Source organism: Psychrobacter sp. DWR1-2-3 (genome assembly GCF_049896465.1).
Taxonomy (GTDB): Bacteria; Pseudomonadota; Gammaproteobacteria; order Pseudomonadales; family Moraxellaceae; genus Psychrobacter; species Psychrobacter maritimus.
The window spans coordinates 473,637-498,600 of the sequence record NZ_JAFCUJ010000003.1; the positions used below are offsets into that span (position 1 = coordinate 473,637).

At 42.8% G+C, this 24,964-nt stretch carries 19 protein-coding genes; 16 read left to right on the plus strand and 3 right to left on the minus strand.

Features of this window, described 5'->3' with window-relative positions; translation table 11 throughout:
• The first annotated feature begins 9 nt into the window (after nt 1-9).
• The 9 genes from ACP7AA_RS08365 (at nt 10) to ACP7AA_RS08405 (ending at nt 11,080) form a co-directional block, all read left to right on the plus strand.
• Nucleotides 10-1,596, plus strand: a complete 1,587-nt coding sequence (locus ACP7AA_RS08365) for a transcription antitermination factor NusB (RefSeq protein ID WP_426223234.1) — start codon at nt 10-12, stop codon at nt 1,594-1,596.
• 58 nt (nt 1,597-1,654) lie between these two features.
• The gene (gene thrC / locus ACP7AA_RS08370; protein WP_426223235.1) at nt 1,655-3,076 is read left to right on the plus strand and encodes a threonine synthase; all 1,422 of its coding nucleotides are present in this window, start codon (nt 1,655-1,657) and stop codon (nt 3,074-3,076) included.
• A gap of 348 nt (nt 3,077-3,424) precedes the next feature.
• Complete coding sequence (locus tag ACP7AA_RS08375; RefSeq protein ID WP_426223236.1) at nt 3,425-4,522, plus strand: LysM peptidoglycan-binding domain-containing protein; 1,098 nt, start codon at nt 3,425-3,427, stop codon at nt 4,520-4,522.
• Nucleotides 4,523-4,579: 57 nt separating this feature from the next.
• Entirely contained in the window at nt 4,580-5,836 is a 1,257-nt protein-coding gene (gene dprA, locus ACP7AA_RS08380) for a DNA-processing protein DprA (RefSeq protein ID WP_426223237.1), read from the plus strand.
• A 156-nt stretch (nt 5,837-5,992) separates the two neighbouring features.
• The gene (locus tag ACP7AA_RS08385; RefSeq protein ID WP_426223238.1) at nt 5,993-6,622 is read left to right on the plus strand and encodes an L-threonylcarbamoyladenylate synthase; all 630 of its coding nucleotides are present in this window, start codon (nt 5,993-5,995) and stop codon (nt 6,620-6,622) included.
• Nucleotides 6,623-6,749: 127 nt separating this feature from the next.
• Nucleotides 6,750-7,268 carry a GbsR/MarR family transcriptional regulator gene (locus ACP7AA_RS08390; RefSeq protein WP_426223239.1) on the plus strand — a complete coding sequence of 173 codons (519 nt, stop codon included), beginning with the start codon at nt 6,750-6,752 and terminating at the stop codon, nt 7,266-7,268.
• Nucleotides 7,269-7,389: 121 nt separating this feature from the next.
• Nucleotides 7,390-8,340: a fatty acid desaturase family protein gene (locus ACP7AA_RS08395; protein WP_426223240.1), complete on the plus strand. Its 951-nt coding sequence runs from the start codon at nt 7,390-7,392 to the stop codon at nt 8,338-8,340.
• Between the two features lie 525 nt (nt 8,341-8,865).
• Nucleotides 8,866-9,831 (plus strand): TIGR01777 family oxidoreductase, encoded by a 966-nt coding sequence (locus ACP7AA_RS08400; RefSeq protein ID WP_426223241.1) that lies wholly within the window; start codon nt 8,866-8,868, stop codon nt 9,829-9,831.
• A 169-nt stretch (nt 9,832-10,000) separates the two neighbouring features.
• Nucleotides 10,001-11,080 carry a metallophosphoesterase gene (locus ACP7AA_RS08405; protein ID WP_426223242.1) on the plus strand — a complete coding sequence of 360 codons (1,080 nt, stop codon included), beginning with the start codon at nt 10,001-10,003 and terminating at the stop codon, nt 11,078-11,080.
• A 111-nt stretch (nt 11,081-11,191) separates the two neighbouring features.
• On the opposite strand, the gene ACP7AA_RS08410 is transcribed toward ACP7AA_RS08405, so the two are convergent.
• The gene (locus tag ACP7AA_RS08410) at nt 11,192-12,661 is read right to left on the minus strand and encodes an alpha/beta hydrolase (protein WP_426223243.1); all 1,470 of its coding nucleotides are present in this window, start codon (nt 12,659-12,661) and stop codon (nt 11,192-11,194) included.
• Nucleotides 12,662-13,168: 507 nt separating this feature from the next.
• Between ACP7AA_RS08410 and grpE the strand changes: the two genes are divergently transcribed.
• The 7 genes from grpE (at nt 13,169) to ACP7AA_RS08445 (ending at nt 20,745) form a co-directional block, all read left to right on the plus strand.
• Entirely contained in the window at nt 13,169-13,783 is a 615-nt protein-coding gene (gene grpE, locus ACP7AA_RS08415; protein WP_426223244.1) for a nucleotide exchange factor GrpE, read from the plus strand.
• Between the two features lie 253 nt (nt 13,784-14,036).
• Nucleotides 14,037-15,980, plus strand: a complete 1,944-nt coding sequence (gene dnaK, locus ACP7AA_RS08420; protein WP_426223245.1) for a molecular chaperone DnaK — start codon at nt 14,037-14,039, stop codon at nt 15,978-15,980.
• Between the two features lie 333 nt (nt 15,981-16,313).
• Entirely contained in the window at nt 16,314-16,856 is a 543-nt protein-coding gene (locus ACP7AA_RS08425; RefSeq protein WP_183619232.1) for a porin family protein, read from the plus strand.
• 238 nt (nt 16,857-17,094) lie between these two features.
• Entirely contained in the window at nt 17,095-17,670 is a 576-nt protein-coding gene (locus tag ACP7AA_RS08430) for a porin family protein (protein ID WP_426223246.1), read from the plus strand.
• 145 nt (nt 17,671-17,815) lie between these two features.
• Nucleotides 17,816-18,289 carry an NfeD family protein gene (locus tag ACP7AA_RS08435; RefSeq protein ID WP_201625830.1) on the plus strand — a complete coding sequence of 158 codons (474 nt, stop codon included), beginning with the start codon at nt 17,816-17,818 and terminating at the stop codon, nt 18,287-18,289.
• Nucleotides 18,290-18,310: 21 nt separating this feature from the next.
• Complete coding sequence (locus ACP7AA_RS08440) at nt 18,311-19,171, plus strand: SPFH domain-containing protein (RefSeq protein ID WP_201563875.1); 861 nt, start codon at nt 18,311-18,313, stop codon at nt 19,169-19,171.
• Nucleotides 19,172-19,371: 200 nt separating this feature from the next.
• Nucleotides 19,372-20,745 (plus strand): esterase-like activity of phytase family protein, encoded by a 1,374-nt coding sequence (locus tag ACP7AA_RS08445; RefSeq protein WP_426223247.1) that lies wholly within the window; start codon nt 19,372-19,374, stop codon nt 20,743-20,745.
• 130 nt (nt 20,746-20,875) lie between these two features.
• On the opposite strand, the gene hemN is transcribed toward ACP7AA_RS08445, so the two are convergent.
• Nucleotides 20,876-22,420: an oxygen-independent coproporphyrinogen III oxidase gene (hemN, locus tag ACP7AA_RS08450; protein ID WP_426223248.1), complete on the minus strand. Its 1,545-nt coding sequence runs from the start codon at nt 22,418-22,420 to the stop codon at nt 20,876-20,878.
• A gap of 183 nt (nt 22,421-22,603) precedes the next feature.
• A complete protein-coding gene (locus ACP7AA_RS08455; protein ID WP_426223285.1) occupies nt 22,604-24,961 on the minus strand; it encodes a penicillin acylase family protein in 2,358 nt (785 codons plus the stop codon).
• Nucleotides 24,962-24,964 lie beyond the last annotated feature (3 nt).

The following is a 24,964-nucleotide window of genomic DNA, read 5'->3' on the forward strand; positions in this document are numbered from 1 at the left end:
TCCAATTTAATGAGACAAACCAACACTGCGCCAAGAAACAATAAGCTCAAACCATCAAGCAACCTGATTATGAATGGTAGCGTACGTGTACGGGTCATTCGCACTTTACTGGCCATTCAAAACGGTCAGTCGCTTGCCAGCGTTCTTGATCCGTTACTCAACAGTCTACATGATGGCGATAAAGGTTTTGCCCATGCGCTATTACTAACGACATTGCGTCAATGGCACGCGCTGGCGCGTTTGCTCGATACCTTAGCAGATAATCCTATCGATGAAGTTGAAGTTCGAACCACCATTCAAGTGGGCTTAGTGCAGTTGCTGTATTTGGAAGTCGCTGACCATGCGGCGATTCATGAAACGGTTGAAGCGGCAAAAGAGATTGATTTTGCCCATGCAACAGGTTTGATTAATGCTATCTTGCGTAAAGTGGCTAAGAATCCTAGTAAGTTCCGTAAGAAGTGCGATAAAAAGCATAGTCTACCGAATTGGCTCGCCTATCAGCTTAAGCAAGACTGGAGCGAGCAGTATGATGAGCTTACCCAAGGTTTGCGCCACGCGGCACCGATGTTTTTACGCGTAAACTCGGCTGTTAGCTCAGTAGAGGATTATCAGCAAGCACTTGATGGGGCAGAAATTGACGCAGACATCGTTGAGCTAACGACTGGTTTTAATTTACCTAACGCATCAGATACAGCTATAGCAACAACGCTATCCACCAAAGGTCTTAGACTGCATCAAAGCACAGCCGTTAACGCTTTGCCTGATTTTGCTTTTGGAGTTGCCAGCGTACAAGACATGCATGCCCAACTTGCTGCGCCGATTATTAATAAGGCGTTAATGGCTAAAATAAGCACTGATAAATCTCATACAGACATTGATTCAGAAGCCAATAATAATGAGCTGCATATCTTAGATGCTTGTGCGGCACCCGGTGGTAAATTGGCTCACTGGTTAGAGCTCATAAGCGCTAATAACGAATCATCGTTGTTTCACGTGAAACAAGATGATGCAGAAGCGACACCAGTAATTACTGATATCAAGGTAACGGCTATCGATAATGAAGCGCCGCGTATTGAGCGTATTCGTGAGAACTTACAGCGCTTAAATTTAAGTCAGCACGATTTGCAGCAAGCAGAGAAAAGTGTCGCACTGAATATCGTCTGTGCTGATGCCACCAGATGGCAGCATGGGAAAAATAAAAAAGCGGCTACCAATGAACCGGTATTTGATGCAATATTACTCGATTCCCCTTGTACTGCGACAGGCGTGATTCGCCGTCATCCTGATATCAGTATTTTGCGTACCGAAGAAGACGTTGAGCAAACCGCATTGTTGCAAGCCGATATTTTGCATAATTTATGGCCACAATTGAAAGCGGGTGGTTATCTATTGTATGTGACCTGCTCTATCTTAAAGCAAGAAAACGTCGAGCAAATGCAGGATTTTATCAGTCATCATAATGATGCGGTAGCGATTGAGTTTACCGAAGACTGCAGTTGGGGCATCGCGCAAGCAATCGGTCGTCAATGCTTGCCGATTGATAGCGAAAGTGGTGATGGGTTTTATTATGCGTTGCTTCATAAGACAATGGCATAAAACTGCTGAATAAACCGTTTTAAATATTGAATAACCTCATTATAGACAGGACAATCTAATGAAATATATCAGTACCCGTGGTCAGACAGCGCCGATGGATTTTAGTGATGTACTATTGATGGGTCTTGCGCCAGATGGCGGTTTGATGCTGCCTGAGCACTATCCAAATATAGATAGCACGACCCTTGATGAATGGCGTACGCTCAGCTATCCACAGCTTGCCATGGCGATTATGCAGCGCTTTGCCACTGATATTCCTGCCGCTGATTTGCAAGATATCATTGAGCGTACTTATACCGCTAAGGTATTTGGTTCTGATGAGATTGTCCCTGTGCGTAAGCTTGAGGATAGTTTATACATTTTAGGACTATCAAACGGTCCGACATTGGCATTTAAAGATGTTGCCATGCAGTTCTTGGGCAATGCCTTTGAATACGTACTCAAAAGAAAAGACGCGCGTATTACCATCATTGGTGCAACCAGTGGTGACACGGGCAGTGCAGCAGAATATGCCCTACGTGGTAAAGACAATATCGAAGTCTTTATGCTGTCACCGCACGGTAAAATGAGTGAATTCCAGCGTGCGCAAATGTATAGTTTGACCGATGATAATATTCATAATATCGCCATCGATGGTATGTTTGATGATTGCCAAGATATTGTCAAAGCGCTGCAACAAGATGCTGAATTTAAAGCGGCTTATAATCTAGGTACGGTTAACTCTATTAACTGGGGTCGTATCCTTGCGCAAATCGTTTATTACTTTAAAGCCTACTTTGCCGTTACTACAAGCAACGATGAAAAAGTCAGCTTTAGTGTCCCATCAGGCAACTTTGGTAATATTTGCGCTGGTCATATTGCTCGCGAAATGGGCTTGCCAATTGACCGCCTCATTGTTGCGACTAACGAAAACGATGTACTCAACGACTTCTTTAATCAAGGGGCTTATCAGCCGCGTCCGACCGATAAAACTTACGTAACGTCCAGCCCATCAATGGATATCTCTAAAGCCTCTAACTTTGAGCGCTTTGTCTATCTACTACTCGACAAAGACAGCGCCCGTGTCAGCGAGTTATTTGAAGGGGTGAAATCTGGGCAAGGTTTTGATTTGTCTGACTTGATGGAGGCGGTCAATACGCGTTATGGCTTTGCTGCGGGTAAATCGACCCATAGTGACCGCTTGCAAACTATTAAGGCACTTTATGAGCAGCATGGTGAGCTAGTCGATCCGCACACAGCCGACGGTATTAAAGTCGCTAAAGAATTACAGCGCGAAGGTGAAGTGATAGTTTGTGCAGAAACGGCATTACCGGTTAAGTTTGCCGATACGATTGTCGAAGCTATTGGTCCAATAGAGATTACTCGCCCTGCTCATACCGAAGGCTTAGAGGACTTACCACAACATGTGGTGGTACTAGATAACAAGGCTGAACTGGTCGCTGAGCAAATCCGTCAGCACGTGACGCCAAATCTTGCGTAGGTAGCTTATTTATATAAAGTATTCATTGAAATTAATATCCAATTAAAGGTTACGCTATTGTAATAAAGTGTTTATGATTGTGTTATGGTAGATATAATTGTAATATTAGAAACAGCGTCGGCGAGTCATCATCATGCTCGGCGCTTTTTTAGCAATCAAACCCGTCAATCATATCAGTCGACAACACTGAACAGCTGCTCTAGAAGCTTTATGATGGTGATACTTAAGCCTTTTATGTTTTTATTTTCTAATCGTTATTTAATGACTAGAATGAGATTTTAAACCTAAGTAATAGACTTAAGTAGACCAGATTCGACGCTAATAGCGCTACATATTGTGGATATAACAATGAAGATGAGCTTAAAAAATATAGCAAAAGCACTATTGGTGACGACATTTAGTGGTGCAATGCTGATGACCACTGCCCACGCTAATAATCCACCGCCGACCATTAAAGCGGACGCACCCAATCGCTATATCGTCAAAAAAGGCGATACGTTGTGGGATATCTCAGGTCGCTATTTAGACAGCCCATGGCGCTGGAAAGAGATTTGGGCGACCAATAAGCAAATCAAAAATCCCAACCTTATTTATCCTAATGACATTCTTATTTTATGTGTGATACAAGGTAAGACTTTAATTGGCGTTGATACAGGCGAGGGCTGTGTGGGCGTTGAAAAGCAGTTGACGGGTAATGTAGTGTCTAGCACAGTTTCGGTCACTTCGAGCGCTAATAGTATTCCGCCTATTCCATGGTCTGCGATTCAGCATTGGCTCGATAAGACCATCATTGTTAATCCAGCAGATTTTAATACCACGCCCTATATTTTAGCTTCTAAAAAAGGCAATTTAATTACCGCAAGCGGCGATAAAGTCTATGCTAAAGGCGTACCACTTATCGTTGGACAGCGTTATGGTATTTACCGTGAAGGCGAGAAATATGTCGAGCCTAAAACGCAAAAAATCATCGGTTTAGAAGTCACCCAAGTTGCTACCGGTTTGGTCACCTCTACAGAAACCAATGGTGTGACTAGTTTGCAGCTGATTGACAGTTATGGCAAAGAAGTCCGTGAAGGTGATCGCGTTTTTGTAGAATTAAACAATTCTATCCCGCCAGTATTTTATCCAACGCCTGCCACCGTCAACCGTGGCGGTATGATTGTCCGCGTCATGGACTCTATCAGCTCAGCTGCTAAAGGCAGTGTGGTTGCTATCAATTTAGGTAGCACGCACGGTGCTAAACCTGGTGATGTGTTGACCGTTTATCAAAAAGGCGCGGTCATACGCGATATCAAGGACAACGATACCCCAGTACGCTTACCAAGTGAGCCTAGTGGCATGGTCATGGTGTTTAATACCTTTGATAATATCAGTTATGCGTATGTGCTTGACTCTGAGCTACCGCTCAACGTCGGTGATCAGCTCTTACCACCGCCTTACTTATAATTGACTTGAGCCTCTATTGAGTCATTATCCCCGTCAGTTACTATGAGTTAAGCGCTTATGACCGTGACCGCAATCTCCTCTCTTTTATCCGATGAGCAGCGCGCAGTATTGGCGCTGTGGACTGAGGTCAATGCGTCATTATCGGCTTATCATAAGCTTGTTACTTCTTTTGGTAATGCCGAGCTTGCTTGGTGTGCCAAAGTAGAGGCGTGGCGGCAGCTTGGCATTCATAGTACACATCTTAAGCGTCACGAACAGCCACAGCAAACGCAAGCCACTATCGATACCATCCAACAGGCATTGCTAGATAACAAATACGGTCTGCTATTTGCCGATCAGTCCGACTATCCTCCGCAGTTACTAGACATCTATGACCCACCACCTTTATTGTTTTATCGTGGCGATAAAGCACGTTTGCAACAAGCGCAAATCGCCATCGTTGGGAGCCGAAAACCTACCACTCATGCCCAAAAAATCACCTTTGATATGGCGCAGTATTTAGCGCAAGCTGGTTATATTATCACTAGCGGCCTTGCTATGGGTGTCGATAAGCGTGCACATTTAGGTGCTTTGGCTCAAGTTGAGGCAGAATATCAAGGTCGTACGGTAGGCGTGATGGGCACAGGGATTGATGTCAATTATCCCAATCATCATGACAAGTTATTTAGCCAGATTATCGAGCAAGGTGGCTGTATCATCAGCGAGCTGCTACCGCATACGCAGCCACATAAGCATACCTTTCCGCGCCGTAATCGCTTAGTTGCAGGACTCAGCCTCGCGACAATTGTCACTGAAGCGACGATTCAAAGTGGTTCGCTTATTACTGCGCGCCTAACCTCTGAGCAAGGCAAGCAAGTCTTTGCGATTCCAAGTCATATCGATAATAATAATGCTGAAGGTTGTCATCACTTGATACGTGAGGGCGCAACTTTAATTTATCATCCACAGCAAGTACTCGAAGATATTAACAGTCAATTAGGCTATCAAAGCCGTAACTACAATTCATCGGATAACGCAGAACTTAATATTGAGCAAGCAAATCTTAGCCAAAGCTCTCATTCTATAAATACAGACAGAACTTCTACCACCACTATTGGTCACGCGCCGCAGTCTAATCTCAAATCTTCTTCCAATGCTATCGTTATTCCCGAGCATTTAACGCAGGTTTATGAGCAGCTTGACTGGCATGGACAAGATTTGGATGCATTATTAAGCACTACTAACCTGACGCCACCGCAATTGATTGGGCAACTTATGGAGCTTGAATTATTAGGGGTTATCAGTGTGCAAGGTGGGCGTTATTTGCGGGTTTAGAGTTATGTTTTCTTTACTGTTAAGCTCCTCTATTTGCTAGTTTTTGAGTCTTTAGCCGAAAAGATTTTGGCAGTTTTAAACGCTACTTTTCGAGTCTTTCCGTGTCCTGTGTTATTATAAATGCTTAAATCTCTATCCTCTTGAAGCATTTAAACCATGAAAGAATCCCTGTCATTTATTACTCATTCTGTCGTTCAAGCTGCTCAGTGGCTAAAAGAAGGCGAGTTACTTGCTTATCCAACCGAAAGCGTCTGGGGTATCGGCTGTGATGCTTATGATAAAGCAGCAGTCCAGCGTATTTTAGATATTAAGCAGCGTCCACAAGCAAAGGGCATGATTGTGATTACTGATAGTGCAGAGCGTTTAGCGCCTTTATTAGACGCTTTAAAAGATCGTCAGCGCCAGCAAATCATCAAGAGTTGGCAGGCAGATAGTGACAATATAGCGCTACAATGCAAGCAAGCCCATACATGGTTATTGCCCATTCCGAGCACACTTACCACAACCATTCCTTCTTGGATAACGGGCCAACATCAGACTGTCGCGGTTAGAGTTATCGCCCATCCTACTATTCGTCAGTTGTGCCAGCAGATGGTTAGTGCTGATAACCCATTTGGGTTGTTGGTTTCCACAAGTTGCAACCGGTCTGGTCATCAGCCTGCCAGTACCTTTGATGAAGCCTATGCTTATTTCGGTGAGCAAATAAGCTACTTGCAGACTGAAACGTTAGGTTATACGTTACCGAGCCAAATCCGTGATGCCACCACAGGTCTAATCGTTCGTTAGGGGGTAGCAATCATTCAAACAGACAGTATTACTACTTAGTTTCACTATTGACAGAAATAAAAGAATAGCGCACTATGAGTCAAGAAGGCAGTTATAAATTATAGAAAATAGTGAGTAGATATCAATCATGAAACTAAATCCTGTGACCGAAAAGTTTATCTTACATTGGGGCGAAATGGGTTCGCAATGGGGCGTTAATCGTACCATGTCACAAATTCATGCATTGTTATATATCATCGGTAAGCCGTTAGATGCTGAAGAAATTACCGAAACCCTTGGTGTTGCTCGCTCTAATGTGTCAAACAGTATTAGAGAATTACAAAATTGGGGATTGGTACAAAAGGTTTCGATATTGGGCGACAGGCGTGATCATTTTACGACTAATACAGATGTTTGGGAGCTCGCACGTATCATTGTAGTTGAACGCCAAAAGCGTGAGCTGGATCCAACAGTACAGTTTTTACAAGAACTGATGGATAGTCCTGAGTTTGAACATGAAAATAGCGAAGTAAAAGCACGTATTCGTGATACCCAAGAATTCGTTGATACAGTCACCACTTGGTCATCTGAGATGCTTAGACTACCGACTAACGCCCTTAAAAAAGTTTTGAAACTAGGCGCGAGTATAAAAAAGGTTCTAGGGTAATCTAACTATGTAAAAATAAAAATTTTTCAGTATATATTTCTGTTTTGACAGGAATTAATGTAAGTATGTAAGGCTTATATAAACCCCCTTTATTAGCAGTAATGACAAATGGATGTGTGAAATGAAAGCAAATAAAATACATAGTAATAAAAAGCAATCGATCAAAAATGCTGTTAGCTCAGTAGAGTGGCAAGACTTACGCCAACTGACTCGCGGCCAAATTGCTTACAACCTCATTTTGCCTTATCCGTTTTTATTGCTGTCGTGGTGGTTTGCCAGTCAATCTTGGTATGTAATGGCGTGCGTCGCGTCGTATCTATTTTTTGCTGCGGCCTTTCGCCAAGCTCACGATGGCTATCATCATAGCTTAGGTACGGGTAAACGTACGACTACCGCCATATTGCTGTTGCTTAGTGTGCTATTGATGACCAGCTTGCATAGCATTCGAGCTACTCATATGGCGCATCATCGTGACCCTCTAGGCGATAGTGATATTGAGGGCAGTTTGGCAAAAGTGTCATGGTGGCAAGCGATGTTAGGCGGCATAACCTATCGGCTCAATATCTATCGTCAAGGATTGCGTCTAAGCAGCCGTCGCAATCAAAACTTGGCTTGGTTAGAGTTTGGCTTAATTGCATTAGCCGTCTTAGTTGCCCTTGTATTGACCGCGCTTACTATCCCAACTCTTGCTATGTTAGCGCAAGTGTTGATGTATCACCTACTGACCATGATGTTGGCGAATGCTAGTGTTGGAATCATTGCTGTTTGGGGTGTGCATCATGATTGTGATGAAACGATAGCCCGCACTGAGCGTAACCCATTGGTCAATATATTGACTTTTAACTTACTCTATCACGTAGAGCATCATCTATTTCCTGCTGTGCCGTCCAATCATTTACCTGAGCTAGCCAAGCGTTTAGATGCAGTAGCGCCACACCTAACCAAGCAGCATGTATTGCCCAATATATCTGCTGTTATGAACTTTATAAATAATAGATGGAACAAACTAAAAGATAATTATCACCATAGCAACGATAAGAACGGGTGTCCTATTCGTAAGCGTTTTGCATAATAGGCAGGCTATATAAAACTGAGATAATTAATTATCTATCAATTATTCATAATGAATTCACCACCCACTACCGTAGCCATATTTATACTAAGTTAATCATTAACTTTTATAGGATAAATATAATGAAAATGAATGACAGGGTTGATGCTTATCCTTATTTACAAGTCATTATCTTATTTGCAGGGATTGGTAGTGTTATTGGTGGGCTAATTGTAGAGCTGTGCGTTTTATTGATATTTAGAAAAGTATACGTACATCTTTTTTAATTGGATTTATGACATCCGAATTTTACATGGGCTCAATTGTCATCTATTTAGGCATAAATTCATGGATGGAAATGGGAGTTTCGTTCGCTTTTATGTTTATCGTAGGTCTGTTCGGCGCTGTGAATGCTACTATCGCCAGCTGTATGGCTTTACCAAAAGTATGTAAAAGTGGTTTTGATATAACATCCGAAAAGGAAGAGGATAGTTACAAAGGATTAATTTTAATTGAATGATAAGCAAAAAATACAGGGAGTAGGGCATGAATATTCTAATCAGTGGTGGCTCAGGATTCTTAGGTAGCGCGTTCAGTGAAGCCCTTATCAAGCGCTATCGAAGTGAGAATAAGGAAGTGCATATTACGTGGCTGACCCGTAATAGTAGTCAGCCACATCCTGTCGATATTAAGATGATGACTTATGATGAGCTGACGAAATCCGATAAAAGCTTTGATGTCATTTTAAATCTAGCGGGCGCAGGGATTGCAGATAAGCGTTGGAGCGCTGCACGTAAAGAGCAACTGCTTACCAGCCGTGTACAGCCTACCGAAGCGCTACTTGCTTTTATAGCGCGTAGTAGCACTAAACCTAAATTATTGGTTAGCGGTTCAGCGATTGGCTGGTATGGCGCTCAAGGTGATAAGCCTTTAATTGAGAGCAGTGATTTTAATACTGATTTTTCGCATAAATTATGTGACGATTGGGAACAGTTGGCATTGAAAGCTACCGATTATGGCGTTCCTGTTGCTATCGTGCGCACCGGTGTCGTTATCCATCCTGAGGGCGGCATGGTTAGTAAGTTATTAACACCCTTTAAAATGGGCGTTGGCGGTCAATTGGCTGATGGTAAGCAAATCATGAGTTGGATTAGTCGTGAAGATTGGGTAAGGGCAGTTATTTTTATCATTGAGCAGCATCTTACTGTTCAGCAGCAAGCTCAGTTAAATAATACGGGCAATACTTTAAACACAGCAAGTGATACGCCAGCCGTGGTCTATAATTTAACCGCGCCTAACCCTGTGACCAATCGTACTTTTACCAAGACGCTTGGCGCGTGGCTGCATCGTCCGACGTTTTTTACTTTACCAAAATTTTTATTAAAATTGATGTTTGGTGAGATGTCGACCTTGCTGATTGATGGGCAAAAAGTATTGCCACAAGCGCTACTCAATGCAGATTTTAAATTCAAACAGCCAACCCTTAAGCAGGCTTTAGAGCAGCAGGTATAAACTTATCTGATGGATTGTTTCACATGAAACAATCCATTCCTGAAGAAAACCATTTCTTGAGCATATTCTTTTAAAACCTTTGTCCAGTTTCAATAAAAAATGATGCTGTCTATAACAGGTAAGAATATTGGCGTACTATAAGCCCGTCTTTGTCTGATTCAATTTTATTATGTGGCTTTTTATCATCCTTACCCAGCTGCTCGCGATGATGAGTAGCGGGATATTGTACGGGTTCATCAAACCAAAACAGCGCTTGGCTAAGACGGCTTTAGTCTTAAGCGTTTTTGTCATTAATAATGCTTTTCTTTTCTACGGACTGAGTGAGTTTTGGCACGAGCGCTTCCATGTCTACTTGGTTGTCAGTATTCTGCAAGGCTTTATGTTCTATGCAGGCTTAATAACCGCTGTCATTACCCTAGTTTATCTCTATATCCTGAAGAAAAAATACCATCCAATTCTCATTAGAGCCGTTGCTGCTGTGGTTTATGCTGGTCTTGTAGGTTTAACAGTATTTAATGCTTATTCGCCTGTCGTACATCATCTGAAAGTAACGACAGATAAGCCACTCAATAAGCCAATGCAGATAGCTTTGGTGTCTGATACTCATTTAGGTAGATGGTTTGGTAATCGGCAGATAGATAAGATGGTGAAGCTGATAGATGCCCAAAGTCCAGATGTGGTGGTTATCGCGGGCGATGTCATGAATGATTCCACTGACGCTTATGACAATACCAATATGCATGAGCATTTATCAAAACTAAGAGCACCGCTCGGTGTCTATGCTACTTTGGGCAATCACGATTATTCAGGTAATCAAGTTGCTATTGCTAAAGCAGTCGAGCGGGCAGGTATTCAAGTGATTGATAATAAAAGTGTCTGGTTGGATGACTCAGTGTTGCTGATAGGGCGTTCGGATGAAACCGATCCTGCACGCCCCGCCGCCACAGAGTTACTTAGTGAAGTGAGGGCGGATAAACCGGTGATATTTTTAGAGCATAGCCCTGCCGATTTAGCACAAATAAAAGGCTTGCCCATTGATTTACATTTATCAGGGCATACCCATGGTGGGCAGATATTTCCTTTAACGACATTGCTAAAATGGTTCACACCACTGGTTTATGGCGCCAAACAACTAGAAGGCACGCAGTTTTTGGTGACTTCAGGTTATGGTATCGGCGCGGTGCCATTTAGATTGGGTACGCGTTCTGAGGTTTGGCTAATTACTTTGACAGGTCAAGCTGGTTCATAGTAATTAGCCTTGCTGATACTTTTATGACTTCCGTTCTTGGTTAATTCTTATTTTAACTTTTAGCCTACTTTAACAACGAACTATACGTAGACCCAGCTAGTATTCATTTAGTCATGCAGCCACTAAGTCTTGGGTGCTGATGATCTCACGTACGAAGCTGGAAAAACCATTAATAATATGATGCGTTTCCTGTCCAAGCCCTTGATGGACGCTCATAAAATGGATAAACCCATGCGGTGCGCCATAAACAGTATAGGTTTTGACCGCAATACCATAGCTTTCTAACTGCTTAGCATAAGCAAAAGCCTCATCACGCAAGACATCTAATTCGGCCGCGACGATATAAGTAGGGCAGATATGGCTATTGTCACCGAGCATAGGTGAAGTCAAGATATGCTGGCGCGGTAACGGGCTGTTTTCTAAACAAGCGGCGTCGAATACCGCCACATCAGCATGATCTAATAATAAACCCTCGCCATATAACTCCCAGCTAGGATAATCATTTTCAACATCCGTCACAGGATACAGAGGCATTTGCGCCATTGGCGATGGCACGCGCTGCAATATCTCAAAAGTTTTTTGCCCATTAATGCCCAAATCTTGCCATGCTTCTGCCGTTGGGGTGATGACTTGTTGAGCAACCATGGTTGATAACCCGCCGCCCGCACTATCACCTGCCAATACGATACGCGATGGCAAGGCGCCAAATGCTTGGCAATTTTCAGCCAACCATCCATAAGCAGCAATACAATCTTGTAACGCTGTCGGTGCAGGATATTCGGGTGCTAAGCGATAATCAACACTGATCACTGGCCAGCCCGTTTGCTCACAGACGGCATGACAAAATTCATGATGGGTGTCGACATCACCGATACAAAATCCGCCACCATGAAAAAATAACATCACGGTTTCATCAGGATTGCGTTTCGGTTTCTTTTTAAAGCTAAAGCCTGTTGCACTTACTTGTTTTTGATAGCAACGGATGGTCATGTCGCCATCATCAGCATTGGCAATGGTTTTGTCTTCCCACTCTACGGTAGGGCTATCTTTTTTGACAAAAGGTTTAATACTATTAAATAAGGTAGAGCTTGGCTGTTGCCAGACGGTTGGCGCTTGCATCGCAACGACGTCGGCCGCAAAGCGTTTGCGCAACTCGACCATGTCTACAAGGTGTAATGGCGTTTTAAGCTTGCTATTGACTGCAAGGATTAAGCGTAAATGGGCATCGACGTGTTCGTATTGCTTAGCGGTCGGTCCATCCAAATAGCCGACCAAGCTTTCTAATACTGACTCTGGTAAGCAGCCGATACCTTTCATAGCGTAATGCAGTAGGTGCGGCTGATAGCTGGTCATTAGGTTATGATAAAGCACCTTATCTTTGATGGATAATGGCTTATCCTCAGCGCTGGTTGCAATCTCTGCATTCTTTATTGGCAAAGTTGGTAAGTTTTCTGGTTTATGATTGTTTAAAGAGCTATCACGTGCACTTTCAGGCTTTTCTTGAGCCAAAGCGGTCAGGTTAAGTGACCTCACTGCTTTATTAAGTAAGGTGTTGATTGATAATACTGTTGAATTAGGCATAACACCTCCTATAAATGATAGATAATATTTGCAGCCATCATATGATAAGTGGAAATAAAGTTGAGTATTCTTTGGTAATGGTTTAGGAGTGAGTAGTAATTTATTTGGAATAACTGACGGTGTTCTGTTGGTTTTGTTAGCGAAATTAACCACTTATTGACAATAAGCGTAAAGGCAATGCGGTAATTTTAGGGCATAGTTGATAAGTATTATCCCAACATTAATGGATATCGAGAAAAATTCCTTAGATTAGGCTTGAAATTTGCCCTCATCACCTTTATCAAGCAGCTATCAGAAGAGGTTAAAAAAGCGATTGCTAAAAATCCGTGAGTGATAAAAAAGTGAGTGATAACGGCTAGATGATTGTTAAAAGCCGATAAACCTATTAAGTAAGCAATGGAGAAAAACACAGTTTGGCTAGTCAGTAGCCGCTTTATTGCGTTTTTCAATCCATCATCATTAAGTTAACAACCCCATTAATAATTATATCCCTATTAAGGAGCTATCATGAGCGAGCAGAATAATAACCACGAATCTAATGAGCAAAATATGCCACACGACAACGTTTCGCACGATAATGTCGAACACGACGACAGTATTTTAAATGAAACCTTGCAAGAATTTGATCCACAAAATAATTCAGGTGCAGAGAGCACGATTGCAAACGATATCGATTTAGATACGTTTAAAGCGCGTATCGCTGAGCTAGAAAGCGAAGTCAAGCAAGCCAAAGAAGGCACCGCTCGCGCCAATGCCGAAGCATACAACGCGCAAAAACGCATGGAGCAAGAAGCCGATAAAAGCAAAAGATTTGCCCTGCAAAAATTTGCCAAAGAGCTATTAGAGGTGGTCGATAATTTAGAGCGCGCTATCGAAAACGCTCATGCAGATGACCCTGTTATCGAAGGGGTAAGATTGACTCATAAAGCGTTGTTAGATGTATTGAATAAAAATGGCGTTGAAGTCGTCGAGCCACAAGGCGAGAAATTTAACGCTGATTTGCATGAAGCGGTCGGTATCGATGCCGATGCGCCAGCCGATACAGTAGGTACGGTCTTGCAAAAAGGCTATAGCTTAAACGGTCGTCTGTTGCGCCCAGCGATGGTACGCGTTGGTCAGTAGCAATCAAATATAGAAGATTTAAGGTATTAGTATTTAAAAAATAAGTCTTTAATTGTACTAAACCCTATTATTAATGGGGTTTTACACAAAAAATCACACAAAAGGCAATATTTAGCTGTGGATTGACTTGAAAAAACGAAGCCTTAAACCGATATAAAGCAACAAGTGACCGATTAGATGTCGATAGTTTTCATAATCTAGGGTCTGATGATATAGATATTTTTATTTAAAAATAAATTAGGAGCAATTAATTATGGGTAAAGTAATTGGTATTGATTTAGGTACAACTAACTCATGTGTGGCAGTGATGGAAGGTGATAAAGTTAAAATCATCGAAAACGCTGAAGGTACACGTACCACGCCATCGATTGTCGCTTATAAAGATGACGAGATCCTTGTTGGTCAGTCAGCCAAGCGTCAAGCGGTCACCAACCCAAACAACACCCTATTTGCCATTAAGCGTCTGATTGGTCGTCGTTTTGATGACAAAGTCGTGCAAAAAGACATCGGTATGGTGCCTTATAAAATCGCCAAAGCTGATAACGGTGATGCGTGGGTCGAAATCAATGGTAAAAAATTAGCGCCACCACAGGTTTCTGCTGAAATCTTGAAAAAAATGAAAAAAACAGCCGAAGACTATCTTGGTGAAGCCGTTACTGAAGCTGTTGTTACTGTCCCAGCTTACTTTAATGACTCACAGCGTCAAGCAACCAAAGACGCCGGTAAAATTGCGGGTCTTGATGTAAAACGTATTATTAACGAGCCAACCGCTGCCGCACTTGCTTATGGTATGGATAAAAAGCAAGGCGATAGCACCGTTGCTGTATATGACTTGGGTGGTGGTACTTTTGACGTATCAATCATCGAAATCGCTGATGTCGATGGTGAACAGCAATTTGAAGTACTAGCAACCAACGGTGATACATTCCTTGGTGGTGAAGACTTTGACTCAGCGCTAATTGACTTTTTAGTAGCCGAATTCAAAAAAGACCAAGACGTCAACCTAAAAGGTGACTCTCTTGCGATGCAGCGTCTAAAAGAAGCGGCAGAAAAAGCGAAAATTGAGCTATCAAGTGCCCAAAGCACGGAAGTGAATTTGCCATATATCACTGCCGATAGCAGTGGTCCTAAGCATTTGGTTGTCACTATCAGCCGCTCAAAACTTGAGAGCTTAACGGAAGAATTGGTACAACGTACCATGGGTCCTTGTAAAACAGCTCTAGAAGATGCTGGTCTAAAAATCGGCGATGTCGATGACGTTATCTTGGTAGGTGGTCAGACTCGTATGCCTCTGGTACAGCAAAAAGTACAAGAGTTCTTCGGTCAAGAGCCACGTAAAGACGTCAACCCTGACGAAGCAGTTGCCGCTGGTGCAGCGATTCAAGGTGCGGTATTGTCTGGTGACAAAACTGACGTCCTATTGCTTGACGTAACGCCATTGACGCTAGGTATCGAAACAATGGGCGGTGTTATGACGCCAATCATTGAGAAAAACACCATGATTCCGACTAAGAAATCACAGGTATTCTCAACGGCAGAAGACAACCAACCAGCAGTAACCATTCAGGTTTATCAAGGTGAGCGTAAAATCGCTAACCAAAATAAACAGCTCGGCCGTTTTGACTTGACCGATATTCCACCAGCACCACGTGGTCTACCACAAATCGAAGTGACTTTTGACATCAACGCTGACGGTATCATGAATATCTCAGCGAAAGATAAAGGTACTGGTAAAGCACAAAGTATCCAAATTAAAGCGGATTCTGGTTTGTCGGACGAAGAAGTCGAACAAATGGTGCGTGATGCCGAAGCGAACGCTGCTGAAGACGAGAAATTCGCTAACTTAGCACAAGTTCGTAACGAAGCAGATGGTCGTATCCATGCGGTACAAAAAGCATTGAAAGACGCCGAAGATAAAGTGACTGAAGATGAAAAATCAACAGTAGAAACAGCTATCTCTGAGCTTGAAGCGGCTGCTAAAGAAGACGATCATGACGAAATCAAAGCCAAGCTTGAAGCGTTAGACAATGCCTTCTTGCCAGTTAGCCAAAAGATTTATGCAGATAGTGGTGCAGGCGCAGAAGGTATGGATCCAAGCCAGTTCCAACAAGGTGGGGATAATGCTGGCAACAGCAACCAAGCTGACGATGACGTCGTCGATGCTGAGTTTACTGAAGTAGACGAAGACAAAAAATAAGCCAGATTAAAAGCTAAAATTGACGTCTGATTTATAATAAAGAACGCACCTTTCGAGGTGCGTTCTTTTATTTTGCAAACTTAGGCTCGGGCTAATGAGTAGGAAGTATTACCCAAAACCGGTGGTTGTAACAAAAGATTTCATATATCAGCCTTTGTAACCCGAGTGCTGACAAACACTTGCAAAACTTAACTTTCTTACCATTAAACACTGACAGAGTCTTTGACATAGTTTGTTACTATGTATACATCGTTAGCAAACAAGGCGATATGGCTAAAAAAGCCCACATAAATAAATAACTTGTTTGTCCAAATTGATTTTAAGGAGCTACATATGAAAACTCTACAAAAAACTCTACTTGCACTAGCCGCTGGTTCTTTAGTAAGCATGGGTGCACAAGCAGCTGTATCTTATGGCAACGGCTATACTGGTCAACCATACGTCGGCGTAAAAGTCGGTCAGTTTGACTTGGATTATGCTGGTACTGATAAGCCAACAGCTTATGGTATATATGGCGGTTATAACTTTGATCCTAACTTCGGTATTGAAGCTGAATACGTAGGCTCAGATGATGCTGATTATAGTAGCTTTGGCCAAAATGGTGACGTAGATGCCAAGTCTTATGGTGCTTACGGTACATACCGTTATGCTTTCCCAAACACTGGTCTATATGCTAAAGGTAAGCTAGGCGTTGCTAAAACTGAAGTGGAAGGCAAAAATACTTTGACACAAAACTTCTCGGATAGTGATACTAGCCTAGCTGGTGGTGTAGGTCTTGGATATTCAGTAAACCCTAACTTCAGTGTTGAAGCTGAGTATGACAAGTTAGGTAGTGATGTTGATCTTATGACCGTTGGTGCACAACTTAAATTCTAATTATTTGAATCTTAAGTTCTTTAATCAGCAATAGCTTAAATAGTTAGTAAAATAAAAAACGATCACTTTGGTGGTCGTTTTTTTATGCGAAAAGAAAAAGTGCTGTAAGCGTCATTAAAAAAACGAGCATTACTAAAATTGTTCTGTTAGTATTGCGCGTCCAACAATAGTTGAACCAATTTGTATGCTTTGTAATACTCATCCAAATTGTATTTTAGTTTATTTAACAGGAACATATATGAATACTCTACAAAAAGTTTTGCTCGCATTATCAGTTGGTTCTTTGATGAGTGTAAGCGCGCAAGCGGCACTTAACTATGCAGGTCAGCCGTACGCTGGTGTAAAAATCGGTCAGTATAGCCCAGATGAAGCAGAAGATGACGCTGTATCGTATGGTGTTTATGGTGGCTATAAATTTACACCAGAGTTTGGTATTGAAGCTGAGTATCTAACTACTAGCGATACTGATGCATATGAAGACCGCTTTGAAAAATCAGAATATAGTGCTGATGTTTATGGTTTGTATGCTACTTATGATTATGCATTTCCAAATACTGCTTTATATGTAAAAGGTCGTTTAGGCGTAGCAAAAAATGAAATAGAGGTTGAGATTACTGATAAAGTATCCTCTGTTTTTAATGAGAGCTTTAGTGTTTCTGACTCAGGTGTGGCTGGTGGTTTAGGTTTGGGTTATAACATCACTCCTATGGCTAGTATTGAAGCTATGTACAATTTTTATCCAACGATAGAATTTGATGATGGGGAAGATTTAGATTCGAATGGTATTACGTTAGGTGCACACTTTAAATTTTAAATAGTTAGTAAAATAAAAAACGATCACTTCGGTGGTCGTTTTTTTATGCGTATAACTTTTAAGGCGCTGTTTGATAACAAAATGTGCTACATTGAAAGCTAGATTGGCAAGAATAGGGAATATAACAATAATGGAGATGCTTTGGATGATTGAACCTTGGCACTGGCTCGTATTAGGCTTTGTGCTGCTGATCGTCGAGATGTTTGTGCCGACGTTTGCCAGCCTTTGGTTTGGGGCAGCCGCTATTATCGTTGCCGCCCTCTTATGGTTAATACCTATCCCTGTCTCCGTCCAAATCATTATTTGGTTGGTACTTTCGGCTATCTTTTTAGTAGCGTGGTTTAAATTTATCAAACCCTTGTCTGTCGATCGCACCAAAGCGGGATTGGGCGGCAGTGTGATTATCGGTGAGACCGGTATGATTATCGTCGCGCCGCAACCTGAGAGAGCTGGTATGGTACGTTTTAGCGTGCCTATCGTTGGTGCTGCCGAATGGATGTGCCGTACCAGAGGCGAGCAAGTAGCGGTTGGTGATCGGGTGGTGGTAACAGATATCGTCGGTAATGAGCTGATTGTCAGTACGATGACATCGCAAGCGGTCATTAATAAAAATAGTTAAGCAGAATAATAGGGGTGGAACATGGAAAGTTTTAGTATTGTGATGGTGGTATTGATTGCATTGGTGGTATTTACAGTGTTTAAAGGGGTGCGCATTGTCCCACAAGGCTATAAATGGGTGGTGCAGAGACTGGGTAAATATAGCCAAACCCTAGAGCCGGGACTCAATATTATTATTCCTTATGTCGATAATGTCGCTTATAAAGTCACAACCAAAGACATCGTGCTTGATATTCCCTCACAAGAGGTTATTACCCGAGATAACGTGGTGATTATCGCCAACGCTGTTGCTTATATTAATATTGTCCGTCCTGATAAAGCCGTTTATGGTATCGAAGATTATGAATACGGTATTCGTAATTTGGTACAGACGTCTTTGCGCTCAATCATTGGTGAGATGGATTTGGACAGCGCTTTATCAAGCCGTGATGAAATCAAAACCAAGCTAAAACACGCCATCTCAGAAGATATTGCTGATTGGGGTATTACCCTAAAAACGGTAGAAATCCAAGATATTAACCCTTCGCAGACTATGCAAGCGTCAATGGAAGAGCAAGCGGCGGCAGAGCGTTTACGTCGTGCGACCGTGACCCGTGCTGATGGTCAAAAGCAAGCGGCTATCTTAGAGGCTGATGGTCGTTTGGAAGCCTCACGCCGCGATGCTGAAGCGCAAGTGGTATTGGCGAAAGGTTCAGAAGAGTCCATTCGCCTTATTACCGCGGCGATGGGCAAAGAAGAAATGCCGATTGTATACCTATTGGGTGAGCAATATATTAAGTCGATTCGCCAGTTAGCAGAATCGGATAACGCGAAAATGGTGGTATTACCCGCCGATATTTTAAGCACTATTAAAGGTATGGTTGGCGATAAGCTTAAGGTTTAATCAAGCATATTTTAAGTTGTTATAAAAATAACTCTTAAAAGCAGCCAGCGAGTAAAAATAGTCAGTGAGCGTTTTACGTGCTGGCTATTTTTTTAACTTTAATTTACCCCTAATCATGTCAGTGGTTTTTTAGCGTACGATGTTCTTGTTGTTTAATAATAAAAATACGCCTATAAAATAAATGTATAAGGAAAATAATAATGACCACGAAAGATAGAAATGCTGTAATTATTGCTATGAATGAATTTGCGCAAGGCAGCCCATTGCCTTATACCGTACTTGATGCGACGCATATTAATGCCGCTTATCCTGAGCAGAAGTTAGAGATTCGGGGCGGCGGCTACGGTTCAGATGCGGCGGCACATCCAACCAAGGCCAATCAATTTTATGCCCTTACCGATCGTGGTCCTAATGCAGACTTTGATGGGGTTGCCGGTAAAGGTAAGCAGTTTCTTGTGCCAAATTATACGCCGTCTATTGGGTTGTTTGAATTGCAAGCTGACGGCAAAATTATCAAAGTAAAAGAGCTGCTGCTGAAAGACAGGCAAGGCAATCCCATCTCTGGGTTACCGAATCCAAAGGCACTGGGCGGCACCAATGAAGTACCTTATGATATCGATGGGCAGCCGATGACCGTTAATCCAAATTTGCCTTTTGATGCGGTGACCAATCCTATTAAAACCGATATTAATGGTTTAGATCCTGAAGGGCTAGCGGCGCTGCAAGATGGTAGTTTTTGGGTCAGTGATGAATATGGTCCACACCTTGTGCATTATGATGCCAATGGGATAGAGATAGCGCGTATCAATGCCTTTGCCAATGATGAGCGTAATAATGTAATTATCAATGGTAAGCAGGTTCTGTTACCGACAGAATTTACCAAGCGTCGTGTCAATCGGGGTATGGAGGCATTAACGATGACGCCAGACCAAACGACATTGGTCGGCATCATGGAGTCCTCTATGGACAATCCTGATAAGTCAGGATTGTCCTCTTTGGTGCGTATGGTAACGATAAATTTGGTTTCGGGACAAATAGCCCAGTATCTATATCGATTAGATAAAGCGGAGCACGTGACTTCTGGCATCGCGGCCTTAAGTAGTCATGAGTTTTATCTGATTGAACATGATCGCAAGTTCCCACTACAAGATAAGTCAGCGCAAAAACTAATCTACAAAATAGATATCGCGCAAGCAACAGATATCGAAACTATTTTAAATGATGAGAATATTAAGCAAGATGAAACGCTTGGCTTGCTAGTCAATGGACAAACGCTTGAGCAGTTGATTGCAGTAGATGAGAAAAACTGGCAAATGCTTGAGAAGATAAAAATTATACCTGTTAAAAAAACCTTGGTCGTCGATGTGTTAGCTACTTTAGATTATCCGCATGATAAGCTTGAAGGCTTATGGTTACGGCAAGATGGATCATTGGGTTTACTCAATGATGATGATTTTGCCATGACTGATTCAGAGGTCATCAACCCAAAAAGCACGGTTGAGCAAAAGTATCTCGATAAAGATAAAACGATAGAAGATGCCAATCGCTTATATATCGTCATGCCGACTGAATAGAGTAGCGTGATTTTTCGTAACTATTTATTCTTAACCACCTATTCTTAACTATTTATTCTTACTACAGACAATAAAAAAGACCTCACACAAGTGAGGTCTTTTTTATTGTTAAGTATTGACTCAGTGTATTTTAGATGACCTTGGAGAAGCGGTTTTTATGTTTTTTCTCAAGGTATTCATCAAATACCATAGCGACGTTGCGACCTAATAAACGACCTCTGGGTAATACGCGAATGCCAGCAGCATCCATATCAATCAAGCGGTCTTCTTGCATTTCACCAAGCTGTTGAATCTCATTAATAAAGTAGGTAATAGCATCGATGCCAAATTTCTGATTGATGTCTCTAAAGTCCATATAATCGTGACACAATAAATTCATAATCACGTACTCACGTAAGCGATCTTTGATAGAGGTTTTAATCACATTGACCGCGGGCATGACGGTTGGGTTATTACGTGCTGCGTCGATATTATCTTTATATACCTGCAAATCGGTGTGGTTTTGCAAGATATAGCTGCTATTAGCATTAGAGATTTGACTGATTGACGACACCCCAAAGCCCAATAAATCACAATCGCCCATGATGGTATAACCCTGAAAATTGCGATGTAATTTGCCTTCGCGCTGGGCGATGGCAAGCTCATCATCAGGTTTGGCAAAATGGTCAATACCAATATATTGATAACCGGCTTCGGTTAAGGTGTTGATGGTATTGCCGAGCATCGTAAGTTTGGCGGCTGGCGTCGGTAAGTCAGCTTCTTTAATCTGGCGTTGAGATTTAAAACGCTCAGGCAGATGGGCATAGTTAAATACCGATAAGCGATCGGGCGCCATCTCAATAATGCGGCGTACCGTTGTATCCAAAGTTTCAGGCGTTTGATGCGGTAAGCCGTAAATCAGGTCGACGTTGGTAGAGTGAAAGCCCAGCGCGCGCGCTTCAGCAAGCACATTTTCAATAAGTTCAGCAGAATTTATACGGTTGACGGCAATTTGTACTTTTTCATCTAAGTCTTGTACGCCCAAACTTACGCGGTTAAAACCCAAGTTGCGTAGTACTGTTAATGTTTCGTCGCCCAGCTCGCGCGGGTCGATTTCAATAGAGTAATCGCCTTGGTCTTCTGGCAAAAATTCAAACTGGGTCTGCAAAAACTCCCACAGTTGTACCAATTCATTATCTTGTAAAAAGGTTGGCGTACCACCACCGAAATGCAGCTGTTTGACCAGTGGTTTTTTGCCGTCTTCTGGTGTTTGTAATAAGCTACGTTTATGCTTAATTTCCGCCATCAAATATTCTAAATAATCACCAGCATCGCTATTTTTTTTGGTGATGATTTTATTACAAGCACAGTAATAGCAAAGGTGCCGACAAAACGGAATATGAAAATATAGCGATAAGGGCGCATGGGCTTCGCGTTCTTGTAGAATCTTAGTCTCGAGTCCTGCTGGCATCGGTGAGAATTCTAAAGCGGTCGGGTAGGAGGTATAGCGCGGCCCAGAACGATTGTATTTATTAATAATCTCTTCATCGAATGCTGGCAGCTGCTTACTGGTGATGCTGCCACGGGTACTGGCATACGGATTGTCCGGCTGCGTCACAGGGCGTACCGTGGTCGGCTGCTCGCTGGCATGAGCGAAAGACGTTTGGTCGCTATTGATATCGGATGGTTCTGACATGCGAGATTCCTCGGTTTAACTGTATAAATCGCCATTTAAGTAACAAGCAGTATAACAAATCATTGGTTATAGTGGCATGGATGGCAAGTTTTCGTATATACCCATAAAGTTGTATTGTTATCTGGAATAAAAAAAGACCTCAGGATTGGCCTAAAGTCTTTTTTATAATGCTTAACGATTTGGTTATGACTCTTCCCTTAATTTAATCACTTCACCAACGGCTTTTTGGGAGATTTCGCTGCTGCTGAAAGGCACACGAATCCACTCTTTAGCTGAATAACGATGCGTCTGATCGCGATGATAAGGACGCGTACTATCCCCTGCTTGTGAATAGGCAAGCAGCGCCTCTACGACAGGACCTTTAGCATCAAAAGTCACCGCTTGCATGTAGGTTGGCCCATTATTAATAATATAATGACCAACCTCATTAACTCCTTCACCTCGGGCAGCGTTAAAGATACCTTCGCTACCATAACCACCATGCATAGGGATACGCTGATTATTCTTGCCAGCATCTAGCACATATTGTAGCTCACCTAAGCTGGCATCAAGTGCAATGCCTTTATTTTGGAAATAGGCAATCGCATCGCCCAAGGCTTGGCGAGTTTGTGGCGTAATTTTCAGCTCGCGAGGCGTATTGATAGGGTCTGCCTCGTTAAATGGCACTTCAAATGCGGTATTCGTGTATTCGCTAACACCAGCCTTGCTCCAAAACTCTCTAAACACATGAGCGCCTCGGCTGTCGATATTGTTGCGACGATCCCAATTACTCAGGATGCTACAGGCTTGTTTGCCATCGATAGTTCCGCCACCTGTCAGAGGTAACATAGCGTTGGCGTTACAGTCCGCTAAGACATCATCGAGAACCAACTCGGCAGCATAGCTACGGTTGCCATAAACGACGTCTTGCATATTGTTTAAGGTAAAGGTAGTGCCACCCAAGCCATCTGAGTTATCAAGACGGTCTAATACTTGCTGAAATGCCATGCGTGTACGCAGAGAAAGTGGCACGCCCTCTGGGCTAGTTGCACTAGGGAATGGCGTTAAACGACGACGTAGCAGCGGTGAAAACCCTGTTAAAGGCTCATCTAAGTTGCTCAACCAATAAGTATCGTTTGAGTTAAGCACATAGTCATCACGAATTAAGAAAGGCAGATTTGAGCGTCCAAAGATGCCCGCTTGCGGCGAATCGGCATCATTACCCCATTCGCAATCAGCCTTGCTACCATCCAATGCTGGTAGACCAAAACTGACGATAGCTTGTAAATAAGGCTTACCAGCAGTACAGCTATTTAATTTATCTGCGGTGACATGCGGCACGGTTGAGATATCAGTATAAAGCGCTTTACCATAGCGGTCGGTGGCAATGGTATTAACAAATCCTAGCCCAACCATATCTTGCATTTTATCGACCAAATCCTCGACACTGGTGGCTTGATTCATACTGCGCCATTGGTTTAATGAGCGGGCGTTTTCTGCCGCGGCATCACGGATAGTAAAGGCGATATTGTTTGCGCCCCAAGGTGGCAGTAAGCCATTGACTTGATTGACGGCTATCATAGGGCCAAAATGTGACGAATAAACCGATCTTACCAGCGTCTTATTATCTGGCAGTTGAATAGTGACGTCATCCTTTTTAATATCACGTTGCTCAACGACGCCTGCACTATTGGTATAGTTGTACTTCATTGGGTCGCCATCTACTAAGCTGAGCTGATACAGGGTAAAACGCTTGGCGGTAGAAACCGTATGGCTCCAAGCGACGTCTTTATTAAAGCCAATGTTAGGGAAAGGCTGTCCTTGCTGTCCTGCTCCCATGACGTCAAGCTCGCCTGGCATCGTCAAATGAAACTCATAAAAGCGCTGTAAACCTTCCCATGGCTCATGGGGATTGCCATAAAGGATACCGCTTTTGGTGCCAGTGACTTCACTACCAAAAGCATAGGCGTTACTGCCGCCATCAGTCACATTGATGGTTTTCATATCAAAATCAAAGCCTGAGGCCAAATCCGCTGCCGACTCTGGCGATAAGTCGCTCTCTGGTTCTATAGAAAGCGTACGCATTCGAGAGCTACCCATGATACCTTTTTCGACTGGAGGCGCCGCAGTGGCGATAGGCGTAACAAAGTTTGATAGACCACCGCGCAAATTGGCCTTGCCGTAAAGCGCTAGCAAATCATCGGTAGTGATTTCGCGAACCCATTCAGCGCCTGCACAGTCAGGATCGATATTGTCGACGCCTTTATCACGTAAATAGCGGCTATAGCCCGCAGCATAGCCTGCTACCGCATCCAAAACCTCAGGCTCTTGCGCATCTAAAAACTGTTTACGCTTAGCGTCTGAGTTATACCAGGTATAAAAAACATCACTATCGACATCGCCTTTATCACCCAGATAACGCATACTCTGACCTTTGGCTATCACGATTTCGCGCGCCAGTGAGCAGATATTATCTTCAGCAAAGGCATAGCCGACGCCGTAACCCAAGCCTTTATAGTTCTTGGCGGTGATATGCGGTATCCCAAACTCAGTGCGCTGGATATC

What these genes read in the sequence shown, in the direction of transcription:
- ACP7AA_RS08395 (WP_426223240.1), top strand. Translation starts at nt 7,390, where the DNA reads ATGAAAGCAAATAAAATACATAGTAATAAAAAGCAATCGATCAAAAAT.
- dnaK (WP_426223245.1), top strand. Translation starts at nt 14,037, where the DNA reads ATGGGTAAAGTAATTGGTATTGATTTAGGTACAACTAACTCATGTGTG.
- ACP7AA_RS08410 (WP_426223243.1), bottom strand. Translation starts at nt 12,661, where the DNA reads ATGCCTAATTCAACAGTATTATCAATCAACACCTTACTTAATAAAGCA.
- hemN (WP_426223248.1), bottom strand. Translation starts at nt 22,420, where the DNA reads ATGTCAGAACCATCCGATATCAATAGCGACCAAACGTCTTTCGCTCAT.
- ACP7AA_RS08430 (WP_426223246.1), top strand. Translation starts at nt 17,095, where the DNA reads ATGAATACTCTACAAAAAGTTTTGCTCGCATTATCAGTTGGTTCTTTG.
- ACP7AA_RS08365 (WP_426223234.1), top strand. Translation starts at nt 10, where the DNA reads ATGAGACAAACCAACACTGCGCCAAGAAACAATAAGCTCAAACCATCA.
- ACP7AA_RS08400 (WP_426223241.1), top strand. Translation starts at nt 8,866, where the DNA reads ATGAATATTCTAATCAGTGGTGGCTCAGGATTCTTAGGTAGCGCGTTC.
- ACP7AA_RS08385 (WP_426223238.1), top strand. Translation starts at nt 5,993, where the DNA reads ATGAAAGAATCCCTGTCATTTATTACTCATTCTGTCGTTCAAGCTGCT.
- ACP7AA_RS08390 (WP_426223239.1), top strand. Translation starts at nt 6,750, where the DNA reads ATGAAACTAAATCCTGTGACCGAAAAGTTTATCTTACATTGGGGCGAA.
- ACP7AA_RS08435 (WP_201625830.1), top strand. Translation starts at nt 17,816, where the DNA reads ATGATTGAACCTTGGCACTGGCTCGTATTAGGCTTTGTGCTGCTGATC.
- ACP7AA_RS08445 (WP_426223247.1), top strand. Translation starts at nt 19,372, where the DNA reads ATGACCACGAAAGATAGAAATGCTGTAATTATTGCTATGAATGAATTT.
- ACP7AA_RS08375 (WP_426223236.1), top strand. Translation starts at nt 3,425, where the DNA reads ATGAAGATGAGCTTAAAAAATATAGCAAAAGCACTATTGGTGACGACA.
- grpE (WP_426223244.1), top strand. Translation starts at nt 13,169, where the DNA reads ATGAGCGAGCAGAATAATAACCACGAATCTAATGAGCAAAATATGCCA.
- dprA (WP_426223237.1), top strand. Translation starts at nt 4,580, where the DNA reads ATGACCGTGACCGCAATCTCCTCTCTTTTATCCGATGAGCAGCGCGCA.
- ACP7AA_RS08405 (WP_426223242.1), top strand. Translation starts at nt 10,001, where the DNA reads ATGTGGCTTTTTATCATCCTTACCCAGCTGCTCGCGATGATGAGTAGC.
- ACP7AA_RS08425 (WP_183619232.1), top strand. Translation starts at nt 16,314, where the DNA reads ATGAAAACTCTACAAAAAACTCTACTTGCACTAGCCGCTGGTTCTTTA.
- thrC (WP_426223235.1), top strand. Translation starts at nt 1,655, where the DNA reads ATGAAATATATCAGTACCCGTGGTCAGACAGCGCCGATGGATTTTAGT.
- ACP7AA_RS08440 (WP_201563875.1), top strand. Translation starts at nt 18,311, where the DNA reads ATGGAAAGTTTTAGTATTGTGATGGTGGTATTGATTGCATTGGTGGTA.